A 10,864-nucleotide genomic window follows, 5' to 3' on the forward strand; every position below is an offset into this window, starting at 1 on the left:
CGGCGACGAGGCGGACGGCGGCGGAAATCTGCGCGGACGGGACCGCCCCGGCCCTGAGGCCGCGGCGGTCGGTCACTTCGCCGAGGTTACGCGTGCCGGGCCGACCGGCGGTGCCGGACCACCACGAGCGCGCCGGCACCCGTGCCGAGCAGGACCGCGCCGGCGACGGCGATCGCGGTGCTGTCACCGCCCCCGCCGGTCTGGGCCAGACTCCGCTCGACGGTGTCGGCCGTGGTCTTGGCCTTGGCGACCGCCGCAGGCGGGATCACCAACGGTGCGATGGTCGGCGTGGCGATCGGGAACGACACCTGCTCCGGCTCGCCCTCGCTCATGCTCGGCACCGGAGCGGCGGGGGAGGCCGGACCCGTCCCGGAAAGGGACGCCGACGACGGGCCCGGCCGGATCGCGCTCGGCGAGGGAGAGGCCGCCGGCACGGACGGGACCGAGGTACTCCCGGTGAGGCCGTGAAGTGGCTGCTGGAGGGGGTGACGGGCTTCGCCGAGGACGGCGGGGCGCTGGAGGGGGTGACGGTGGTGGGTGGGGGGCACTTGTGCCGGGGTGTGCGTCGGACTCCGAAATACCTGCACCACGCGGAGCGGACTTCTGAGCTTCGCTCATGATTTCTGCCTCGTCTTTCACGGCCATTTCCTCTGGCCGTTCCGATGAGATTTCGCGCAGGAACAGCGGGGCTGTTACTCCGGCCGTAGTCCGAGCTGTGGCTGTGCACAGAGGCTGGCGAGTCGAGGCGAATGGGGGCATGGCACCACCCCGGCTTCCGCCAGCGAGAGATCACGCACTACGAATCGGGGTGTGCCAGCGCACCAGGTGTTCGACGCGGGCGGCACGGCAGTGCGAGGACACGGCGGCGGATACACTTGGTCAACCGACCGAATGCGGCTGGTCAACCCGACGCTATAGCGGGTTGACCAGCCGTTTTGCTGTCCGGGTACGTCTCTGTCCTAACCTCCGTGTTTCGCTTCGCGTCGGCTGATCTGGGGTGATCTCCAGGTTGAAGGTCGTGGGGTTGCCGTCGGACGGTGGGCATGCCGAGGGCCCGGCGCGATGGCCGGGTGCTCCTGTTCCTCGTGTCGTGGTGGTCAGGGGCGGCTTGGTCTGTCAGGTGGCCGGTCGGGGTAGTGCCACCAGGCGGTTGAACGCCGCGGTCAGTTCGTGGCGCCAGGGCCAGGTGGCGGCGATCCGCAGGTGTAGGCGGCGCGCTCCGCGCGTGATCCGGGCGGCAGCGTGCAGGAGGCGGTAGCGGAGCTGTTTGGGCTCGGCGGTGGCCAACTCGCCGTCCAGCAGCAGGGTCCGCGCCCAGGCGAGCAGGTCGACGGCGGTCAGGGACAGCTCCAGCCAGGCCGCATTGATGGCGAAGTGGCGGGAGGGGAAGCGCCCGAAGCCGGTGGTCTTGCCGCAGCGGATGTGGTCCTCGACTCGGGCGTGAGCGCGGTGGCGGACCTCCAGGTACTGGATCGAGCCGCCGCCGGCGACGGGCGTGTCGGTGAGGAAGACCTGGTGGCGCATGCCTTCGTCCTGGTCGAAGAGGGACAGCTGGGCGCCTGGGTGGGGATGCTCGCGGCGGACGATGATGCGGGTGCCGTCCGGGTATCCGGTGAGGTCGACCAGGCCGGTCAGCTCGGCGACTTCGGCACCGGCACGAAGGGTGCCGTCCTGTTCCAGAGCCGGGTGCCAGACCTGGTCGGGTAGGACCCGGATGGCCTTGCGGACCTGTTCGGTGACGGCGTGTCCGACGGAGGAGGTGGTCTGGATGCCTCGCTGCCGGAGGGCGCGTAGGTGGGCGAGGAAGGCTTTGGCGCTGCCCGCGCTGTCGGCGCGGATGAGGACCGGGGTGCCGTGGCGGTGGGCGTCGGGGATCTGCGCGAGGGCCGCGTCGACGACCGTGATGTGGTCGGCCGCAGTGTTCGCTCCGGCGTTGCCGGGTCGCAGGATGCCGGCCAGGGCCTCGCCGGTGTTGTCCAGGAAGCAGAGCATCGGGTGGTAGCCGAAGCCGCGTTTGTAGGTGGCGGCCGCTTCTTCCTTCTCGGAGTGGCAGGTGACCAGGGTGGCGTCGATGTCCAGGACCAGGTCGGGCAGTTGACGTCCTCCGGCGCGGGCTGGCGGTATCCCGTCCGTGGTCTCGGCGGTCTGCAGCCAGGCGACCTCGCGGGCAGCGGCCCGGGCTGCCCGCAGCGCGTTCAGGTTGTTGGTGTCGATGCCCGCGAGCAGGCGCCAGGCGGTCGGGGTGGAGGCGACCGGGCCGAACACGTCGCGCTGGTCGCGCAGCACGGCCAGGTCTCGGATCGCTTCGCCTCCGTCGGCGAGCATCACCGCCAGGTCCACCGCGACACGGCCGGGATCGTGCCCGGTCCCGCGCGGCCGCAGTCGGCGCAGGGCGTCGCTGAAGGCGCTGGTCAGCGAGGTGGCGTCGGCCAGATCCGCCAGCAGACGCGAGCCGGCGTGGTTGACCACCCCGTGCCCGTCGGCGCTGACGACGAGCTTGGGTCGGGACCGGGTAGGGTGCACGCAGAACGTGCCTTCCTGCTGGTACGACTGGGACCTTAGACAAGCCTCATCGTTGCAGCTCAGAAGGCACTTTCGCTTTTCCGATCATGATCCGGACGCGCCCCCAGATGAAACGCGCAGGCTAACATCTTTGTGAGGACAGAGACGTTTTAGCTGGTCAGGTGGGAGTTGTGGAGTGGGGTGGTTCGACGCGGTGCGGTGGCTGCAGGAGCTGGCGTTCCCTCCGGTCCGGGGCGAGAGTGAATCGATGAAGAACTGCCGCAGGAGGGGGCGCGCCCGGTCGGGGCAGCTCACTTCGGTGGAGCCGAAGCGGAAGACGTCGTAGCCGAAGAGCCTCAGATCGCGCTCCCCGCGCATGATGTCCGCGAAGGCCTTCCCGTCGGCGTGGTGGTGGCGTCGGCGCCTCCGGGACCACGCGTCGGCCGCCGGGCACAGGAGTGTGAGGAAGTTGATCGGGTGGGGGTGAGCGCACCGACCACATGGGGTGCGCGAGCGTGCGGCGCGCCGCCTCTCACCTGGGGCGGGGTGAAGGGACCGGCACGGGAAGCATGCGGATCCGACATTCCGCTCCTGCGGTCGAACGGTTGTCGCGGTGCCGGAATTGATGAGGGGCGCTCCGCCCGGCGCACATGCTCCGTGTACGCCCCTTCTTGGTCCAGTGTGAGCCCGCCGTGCTCCTGCGCGCCCTCCGGAAGTGCCGGTCGAGCGGCGCGCCTGGGTGGAGCGGTGCGCGTACGATCGATTGACTTGCGGCGCGACGTTGGGCGGTCCGGCCCGGCGCCGGCGCGTGGCCCACCCCCGTACGCGTCGCTTTCCCGGGAGAAACAAGACCTTGAAGGTTCTGACCCACAACGTGATGTTCCTGTCCTGGCTCATGCAGCAGAGCGAGGGCAGCTTCGACAACGCGGAGCGCGCGCGGCTCATCGCCGAGTCTGCGTACGTCGCCGACCACGACGTGCTGGTGTTCCAGGAGCTCTTCGACCCCGACCCGTCGGAGGTGCTGCTCAAGGGGCTGGAGGGCCGGGGGTACCCCCACCGCACGCCGGTCGTCGGGGTGAGCGAGCAGGGGTGGGACGCCACGCACGGCAAGACGATCTCCCAGTTGCACGTGCGCGGCGGGGTCGCGATCGTCAGCAAGTGGCCGATCCTGCGGTGCGAGCAGTACATCTACGACATGGCGTGCGGCTGGGACGCCGAGGCCGACAAGGGCTTCGCCTACGCTCTCCTGGACGTCGGCGGCCGGCGGGTGCACGTGGTGGGCACCCACCTCCAGTCCGACGACAGCGGGTGCGGCGCCGGCCAGGCGAAGGTCTCACGCCGCTCGCAGATGCACGAGATCAACCAGTTCCTGACGGACCGGCAGGTCCCGGCGGACGAGACGGTGATCGTCGCCGGCGACCTCAACACGGATCGCAGCTCTCCGGACTTCGCGGACGTCCTGAGCTTCGGGAACGTCTACGACCCCGGGCCGCGCACCGGCTGGAAGAACTCCTTCGACACCATCGGCAACAGCGTCGCCGTGCACCGCTACCCGGCGGATCCCCCGGAGGACATGGACTTCGTCCTGCTCCGCAACGGCCACGCGCTCCCGTGCGCGGGCTGGGCGAGCGAGGTCCTCAAGGTCACTTCCCCGCAGTGGACGGCCGGCGGCCGCACGTACACCGACTTCAGCGACCACTACCCGGTGACCGCGGGCTGCTGAGCCCTACGGGACCGAAGGCCCCACAGATGTCCGCACGCCCCCGGCGCGCGGCGGTTGACGACGGCGCAAAGTGCGCCGGACCAGATGACGAAGAAGGGACCGGAACGATGTCCGAGCAGATGTTCATCGCTGCCACCATCAACAACCGCACCAAGGTCACGCTGAAGGTGCAGAAGTACGATCTGACCTGGGGAAAGTGGGAGGACGTCGGCAACTTCCCGCCGGTCGACGTGCCCGCGGGCAAGGAGATCCCCGCCTGGCACAGCAGCGGCAAGAAGGGCTCGGCCTCCGGCACCGAGGGCTACGTCGTCTACCAGCTCGGGGACGAGTCCGGCGCCACCTTCAAGGTCTACTGGGACATCCCGTGGGGCAGCTCGGACAACACCCTGAAGGTCGAGACCTCCGACCAGGACATCACCGTCAACGTCAAGAACTGGGTCGGCAAGGGAGCCGGTGAGGCCCCCGTCTTCACCATTCACGACGACCGCGGCTAGCCGACGCGCCCCGGCGGTCCGCCGTGCGACCGGTCGCACGGCGGACCGCCCCCGCCCTGGCCGGGGCGGGACCGTCCGACCCGGCCGAGAATACGCAGGAGTGGACATGAGTTACTCAGCGCCCCAGGAGTTCGGCGAGCTCACCTTCGTCTTCAGCGCCGGGGAGACGAAGCCACCCGCCGGCTACCACGCGCTGTGCAGCGTCATCCCCAAGGAAGGGCCGATGACCTGGGTGAAGGAGACCACTGCGGGCTCCGGCGCGCTCGCGGAGCCGAAGGACTGGCGCAAGGTCACCGACTCCGAGAACGTGCTGCGCGGCCTGGTGCCGGTCGCCCCGGACGGGTACCGCGCGCTGAGCGCGTTGTGGACGTCGGACCGGATCCTCAAAGCCCACGACGTCATGACCGACCTGCGCGGCCTGGCCTTCGTCGCGCAGGGCGAACTGCGCTGCGTGAAGGAGGAGATCGGTGGCCGCCCCTACGTGGCCGTGGCGGCGTGGCGGGGCCACGGCGGCCTGGAGATCCCCGAGACCATCCGTCCCAAGGCCGTCCCCGAGGGCACGGGCTGCTTGCTGTCGCCCGGCATCGCCACCTGGATCTACTACTTCGACGGTGACTACGAGGGCGAGGACCCGGGGGACGTCTACGTGCTCGACGTGCCGATGAAGCACACCGAGCACGGCAAGCTGGTGGACCCGGTCATCTCGGACTGGGACGACGTGCCCGAGCGGACCGCCCCGGTCATCGACTGGGAGGTCGTCGTCCCGTGCACCGCCGTCGTCGACACGGGTAAGACGATCGACTGGATCGTGAAGAACTCGCCGACGTACACGGTGCGGCGCAAGCGCTTCTACACCCGGCAGGAGGCGCTCAACCTCCGGCACAACCCGGAGTCCGGAACCATCGGCCACAGCGTCTCGTGGGGGGTGAGCAAGACCACCTCGGAGACGTACCGGGAGAGCGTCGGCATGTCCGTCGGCTTCGAGGTGGGCGTTGAGGTCGAGGGATTCAGCGCCAAGGTGACGGCCTCGCTGAGCCGTGAACTCGGCTACGAGAGCACGCACTCCGTCTCGACGATGTCCTCGGAGGTGAAGGCGGTGAGCGCTCCCGCTCCCGGCCTCCACCTCACGGCGCTCTACTCGGAGAGCCACTGCATCGAGGTCGTCCGCAACGACCCGAACCACACGCTCGCCTCCGGGCAGGAGGGCCTGACCTTCCAGGCCAACGCGTACTACACGGCGCCCACCTACCCGGCGCCCACGGACCGGTGAGCGCCGGGGAGCCCGCGGGGCCCCGCGCCAACGGTCCGCGAGGGCCGGACGTCGCCAGGCTGTCGTTCCGGTGCGCCGTCGACAACCGGACCGGGAAGCTGCTGAAGCTCCAGGAGGACGAACTGCTGTGGGGGCGATGGGAACACGATCGCTACCCGCTGCTGGCCCTGCCGGCCGGGGCGGAGACCGTCGCGCTGGCCGGCATCGCACGCAACCCGACGACCGGCAGCACGTCCGGGTACGTGGTCTACCGGATCGACGACGACCTCCAGGCCCGGATCCGGATCGGCTGGGACGTCACTTGGAGCGGCGCCAACCGCTTGATGGTGGAGTCCGCCGAAGCCGGTATCCGCGTGGACATCGCGGGCTGGACGGGGAGTGCGGCCGAGGAGTCGGTGGTGCTGACGGTCCACGACGACCGCTGATGCGGCCGCGCCCGCCACGGTCGGGCGCGGCGGAGTGACCCGGGACCGCAGCCCCCGGTCCGCCACCGCCCTCCTGGAGCGGGTGGCGGGAGAAGGCGCGGAAACCACTGGAGTGGAACCGAGGAGAGAGGATGCACGCGATGTCCGAGCAGAACTTCATCGCCGTGACGATCGACAACCGCACCAAGACTGCCCTGGAGGTACAGAAGTACGAGCTGTCCGAATGGACGTGGGAGGGCAAGGGCGACTTCCCGCCGGTGGACGTTCCGGCCGGTAAGGAACTGGCCGCATTCCGGGCCAGCGGCAAGGAGGGTTCCGCGAGCGAGGCCGAGGGTTACGTCATCTACCAGTTGGGAGACGGCTCCGGCGCCACCATCAAGATCTTCTGGGATGTCCCGTGGGGCGGCTCCGGCAACCTTCACGTGGAGGTCTCCGACCCCGACATCGCGGTCAACGTGAAGGGTTGGGTAGGGAGGGGACCGGTGACCCTCACCGTTCACGACGGTCGCTGATCGACCGGGCGAGATTCAGAGACAGAACACCAAGAGAGGAAGAGGAAGATGTCCGAGCAGATCTTCATCGAAGCCACGATCGACAACCGCACCAAGGTCGCCCTTGAGGTGGAGAAGTACCAGCTGGTCTGGGGGACGTGGGAGGGCAAGAGCGACTTCCCGCCGGTCGATGTTCCGGCGGAGACGAGGAAGTCGGCGTTTCGTTCGAGCACCGGGTTGGCCGGGTCGGCCACCGAGGGTTCGGTCATCTACCGCCTCGGCGACGGGTCCGGCATCACGGTCAAGGTCTACTGGGACATTGCGTGGGGTTCCTCGGAGCACACCCTCAAAGTCGAGGCCTCCGACGAGGCCATCCTCGTCCAGATCTCGAACTGGATCGGCGACGTGGACGGCGAGAGTCCCGTCGTGACGATTCACGACGGCCGCAACTAGCTAGGAGTCGTACCCGTCGAAGTGGTCTTGGACAGTGGATCATGGCGGGTGATACGCCGACATGGGCTCTCCGATGCCGAATGGGTGCTGGTGGAGCAGTACAGCCCAAGGTCACGACAGGGCGTCCGCGCCTGGACGACCGAACGGTGCTGAACAGGATCGCGTAGGAGGTCCGGACCGGAGTGGCCTGGCGGGACGTACCTCAGCGGTACGGCTCCTGGGCCACTCTGCACACCCGTTTCCGGCGCTGGGCCGGGCCCGGGTCCTTGAGCGGATGCCGCGGGCCCGCGCAGACCAAGGCCGCCACGGTCAACGACATCGACCGGCCTATCCCGGCCAACTCCACTGTGGCACCCACCGCGCCAACCTCCCGGAGTGAGACCCGGCCGCCACCTGCCCCGTCGGCAGTCGTACTGTCCGCCCAAGGGGAAGTGATCTTCAACCTGACGGGAACCGCGTTCCACGCACCTAACCACAACCACAGGTCAGCGGATTGCGTCGGATGGCCGGGGCCACGACAGAGCGCTACCACCGATTACGGGACAGAGCCAGCTTTCAGACACGCTCGATGGCCGGATCGCACCCGGTGTGGCCGGCCTCTGGTCGGATGCTGTAGCGGTGTCGTGCTCCGCGCACCGGCCGCCGGGTCGGCGTGGTGTTGGTGCCCCGGTGTCAGGTGGGCGAAGGTCCGGTGGTGGGTGGATTGGGCTATCGGCCGGCACGCGGATGACGTTCGGCCGGACGCCTGGTTCGAGCAGGTGCGCCGCCCTCGTGGCGCTGCCGGTGCTGTGTCTCGCGTTCCAGGTCTTCGGCGATCCGCTGGCGCGGGTCGAGTTCGCGAGTGTTCGCCTCGGCCGTGAGCTGTTCCAGAAGGTCCTGGTACTTGGCGGCATTCGTCCGCAGCCGGGCTGCCGCCGATCGGAGGTCAGCTGCCGGGACCTCGGCGTCCTGGAGGTCGCGTTCGACGGCGCCCCGGAGCTGGCCGGCGGCCGTGGGGTTCCGGAGTCGGCGGGGGGATGTGGGGCGGAGCGTGCGGGCGCGGGTCAGCGCGGTCGTGGCGGCGGCGATCGCTTCGTCGGCGGTGCTCTTGGCGCGTTCGGCCTGGGCCCGTAGCTCGCGGGCGTCGTGGCGCTGGGCCGCCGGGGTCGTGCCGCGTAGGCGACCGCCGCGCCCTCGACCGAGACCGTACCGGGCCCGGGTCGACCCCGCCCGCTTGGGTGAACACCCGGCCCGTGGCGCACCGGTAACCGAGCAGGCCGGTGCCAGCCTGATAAAAGCCGATCATGAGCTGCCGACAGCGATGCGCACCGGGCCCGGAAGGGCGGCGGGAATGATCGTCGACGACGTCCGGTGTGAACCGGTCGCCGCCGGCCGGCGGTTGTCGGCAGCGGTTCGGGCCGGGGCGGAACTCCCTTCGGCTCGCCTCCACTTCACCGTGCCCGGCGGCGAGGGCGACTGGCTGCCCGAGCGCGGCGACGCCTTCCTCGCCGCGCTGCTGATGCCGGCGATGAGCCTCGGCGAGGAGCTGGTGGTCGACGCCCCCGTCTCCGGCCGGCTGCTGCGCTCGGCGCGGACCGTGATGGAGATCTACGCGGCCTGGTGGGCCGGGCTGCGCGAGGTCCGGGTGACGGCGGGCGAGCTCGTCGGAGCGAAGCGCGGACAGGACGGCGCGGGGTTGTTCTTCACCCTGGGCGTGGACTCCTTCTACAGCCTCCTCAGGGACCGCGAGCACCGTTCGGACCCCGCCCACCGGCCGGTCTCCGAACTGCTGTTCGTGAACTTCGAGCAGCACGCCGGGCCGGAGTACGACCGGCTGCTCGACCGGGTCCGGCTGGTGGCCGAACGCAGCGGCTGCCGGGCCGTCGCGGTGGAGACCAACGTGCGCGCCTTCACGGCCCCGCTGGTCCGCTGGGAGGACTTCCACGGAGCGGCGCTCGCCGGTTCCGCGCTGGCGCTGCAGGGCTTGCTCGGCCGCTGCCTGATCGCGGCCAGCTTCGAGTACCGCCACCTGCCCCCGTACGGTTCGCATCCGGCGCTGGACCACCTGTGGTCCACCGAGGCGCTGGACGTCGTGCACGACGGCGCCGATGCCACCAGGGCGCAGAAGGTGGCACGCTGGATCGCCCGCTCCGACCTCGCCCTGCAGCACCTGGCGGTGTGCTGGCGCGGCCGCCCCGGGCAGAACTGCGGGGCGTGTGAGAAGTGCCTGCGCACCATGGTGACCCTTGAGCTGGCCGGGGTGCTCCGGCGCTGCTCGACGCTGCCCGGCGTGCTCGACCTCGACCGGCTGCGCACCGTCCCGATGAGCTCGGCGGACGCCCGCGAGGCCATGCGCGAGGTCGGGTTCGACGCCCGGGCCGGCGGCCGCCCCGACCTCGCGGACGCGGCCGAGCTGGCGGCGGACCGCTACGGGCCCGTCCCCCCGCCGACGGTGACGCGGTGACCGGGTTCGGGCGGTGGGCCTGCCTCGGACGCCGGCTCGGCGACGTGCTCGGTGCCCTGCTCGCGCCGTCGAGCCGCTGCGCGCTGCTGGGCTTCCCCGACTACGGCAACGTCGGCGACAGCGCCATCTGGCTGGGGGCACGCACGCTGCTGACCGAGTTGGGCGCCGAGGTCGTCTACACCGCCGGTCACCACGACTTCCACCCCGCGGCCCTGGCGGAGCGGCTTCCGAGCGGCACCATCCTGATCACCGGCGGCGGCAATCTGGGTGACCTCTGGCCGAGCCACCAGCGCATGCGCGAGGACGTGGTCAGCGCCTTCCCCGGGCACCGGATCATCCAGCTGCCGCAGTCCGTCCACTTCGGCGACCGGGCCGCCCTCGCCCGGGCCCGGGCGGTCTTCGACGCGCACCCCGACCTCGTCCTGCTGCTGCGCGACGCGCCGAGCCTGCGCGCGGCCCGACGGGCCTTCCGCGCGCCCTCCCTGCTCGCCCCGGACTGCGCCTTCGCGATGAACGGGATGCCCCGTCTCGGCCGGCCCGAACGGGGGATCCTGTGGCTGCGGCGTGCCGACCACGAGTCGGCCGCCCAGGCGGAGCCGGACCCGGGCGGCGGGGTGTACCGGACCGACTGGGTCGGCCAGGAGGGCGCCGACGCGGCCTGGGCCGCGGCGGCCCTGGCCGTCCGGCAGCGGATCGCGGCGGCCTCGTCCGAAGTCCGCCGCACGGCGGGCGGCGGGGCGGTCGCCGAACTCGCCGAGGCCCAGGACCGCCATGCCGAGCTCCAGCTCCGGCGCGGCTGCCGGCTGCTCGGCAGCGCCGAGGCGGTGGTCACCGACCGGCTGCACGGCCACCTGCTGAGCCTGCTGCTCGGCCTGCCGCACGTCGTCATCGACGACCGGCACGGCAAGGTCGGCGGCTACTGGCAGACCTGGGGGCACGACCAGCACCGGTCCGTGACCCGGCGGGCGCCGGACGTCGACCGGGCGCTACGGGCGGCCGCCGCCCTGCTCGCCGACCCTGCCACGCCGCGGCCGGACCGGGGCGACTGAGCGCCTGCGGCGAC

12 protein-coding genes are annotated in these 10,864 nt (G+C 70.8%); 10 read left to right on the plus strand and 2 right to left on the minus strand.

All coding sequences use genetic code 11. The features are described from left to right. Nucleotides 1-86 precede the first annotated feature (86 nt). Nucleotides 87-332 (minus strand): LPXTG cell wall anchor domain-containing protein, encoded by a 246-nt coding sequence (locus ACZ34W_RS32535; protein ID WP_465609233.1) that lies wholly within the window; start codon nt 330-332, stop codon nt 87-89. 784 nt (nt 333-1,116) lie between these two features. Continuing rightward, the gene (locus ACZ34W_RS32540; RefSeq protein WP_465609235.1) at nt 1,117-2,523 is read right to left on the minus strand and encodes an IS1380 family transposase; all 1,407 of its coding nucleotides are present in this window, start codon (nt 2,521-2,523) and stop codon (nt 1,117-1,119) included. Between the two features lie 832 nt (nt 2,524-3,355). Here ACZ34W_RS32540 and sph point away from each other — a divergent pair. From sph to ACZ34W_RS32590, 10 genes are all read left to right on the plus strand, one after another. Further along, nucleotides 3,356-4,225 (plus strand): sphingomyelin phosphodiesterase, encoded by an 870-nt coding sequence (gene sph / locus ACZ34W_RS32545; protein WP_465609237.1) that lies wholly within the window; start codon nt 3,356-3,358, stop codon nt 4,223-4,225. A gap of 107 nt (nt 4,226-4,332) precedes the next feature. Beyond that, nucleotides 4,333-4,719, plus strand: a complete 387-nt coding sequence (locus ACZ34W_RS32550; RefSeq protein ID WP_465609239.1) for an aegerolysin family protein — start codon at nt 4,333-4,335, stop codon at nt 4,717-4,719. Nucleotides 4,720-4,825: 106 nt separating this feature from the next. Then, the gene (locus ACZ34W_RS32555) at nt 4,826-5,989 is read left to right on the plus strand and encodes a hypothetical protein (RefSeq protein WP_465609241.1); all 1,164 of its coding nucleotides are present in this window, start codon (nt 4,826-4,828) and stop codon (nt 5,987-5,989) included. After that, on the plus strand, nt 5,986-6,414 hold the full coding sequence (locus ACZ34W_RS32560) for a hypothetical protein (protein WP_465609243.1): 429 nt from the start codon (nt 5,986-5,988) through the stop codon (nt 6,412-6,414). Before ACZ34W_RS32555 ends, ACZ34W_RS32560 begins: the two co-directional genes overlap by 4 nt. Before the next feature lie 140 nt (nt 6,415-6,554). Beyond that, on the plus strand, nt 6,555-6,926 hold the full coding sequence (locus ACZ34W_RS32565) for an aegerolysin family protein (protein ID WP_465609245.1): 372 nt from the start codon (nt 6,555-6,557) through the stop codon (nt 6,924-6,926). 48 nt (nt 6,927-6,974) lie between these two features. After that, on the plus strand, nt 6,975-7,358 hold the full coding sequence (locus ACZ34W_RS32570; protein ID WP_465609247.1) for a hypothetical protein: 384 nt from the start codon (nt 6,975-6,977) through the stop codon (nt 7,356-7,358). A gap of 182 nt (nt 7,359-7,540) precedes the next feature. Then, complete coding sequence (locus ACZ34W_RS32575; RefSeq protein WP_465609249.1) at nt 7,541-8,218, plus strand: hypothetical protein; 678 nt, start codon at nt 7,541-7,543, stop codon at nt 8,216-8,218. After that, the gene (locus ACZ34W_RS32580) at nt 8,130-8,471 is read left to right on the plus strand and encodes a hypothetical protein (RefSeq protein WP_465609293.1); all 342 of its coding nucleotides are present in this window, start codon (nt 8,130-8,132) and stop codon (nt 8,469-8,471) included. Before ACZ34W_RS32575 ends, ACZ34W_RS32580 begins: the two co-directional genes overlap by 89 nt. Before the next feature lie 322 nt (nt 8,472-8,793). Next, the gene (locus ACZ34W_RS32585) at nt 8,794-9,801 is read left to right on the plus strand and encodes a hypothetical protein (RefSeq protein ID WP_465609251.1); all 1,008 of its coding nucleotides are present in this window, start codon (nt 8,794-8,796) and stop codon (nt 9,799-9,801) included. Then, on the plus strand, nt 9,798-10,850 hold the full coding sequence (locus ACZ34W_RS32590) for a polysaccharide pyruvyl transferase family protein (RefSeq protein WP_465609253.1): 1,053 nt from the start codon (nt 9,798-9,800) through the stop codon (nt 10,848-10,850). The genes ACZ34W_RS32585 and ACZ34W_RS32590 overlap by 4 nt, the downstream gene beginning before the upstream one ends. Nucleotides 10,851-10,864: the final 14 nt, after the last annotated feature.

The organism is Kitasatospora sp. NPDC022856, from assembly GCF_055561235.1.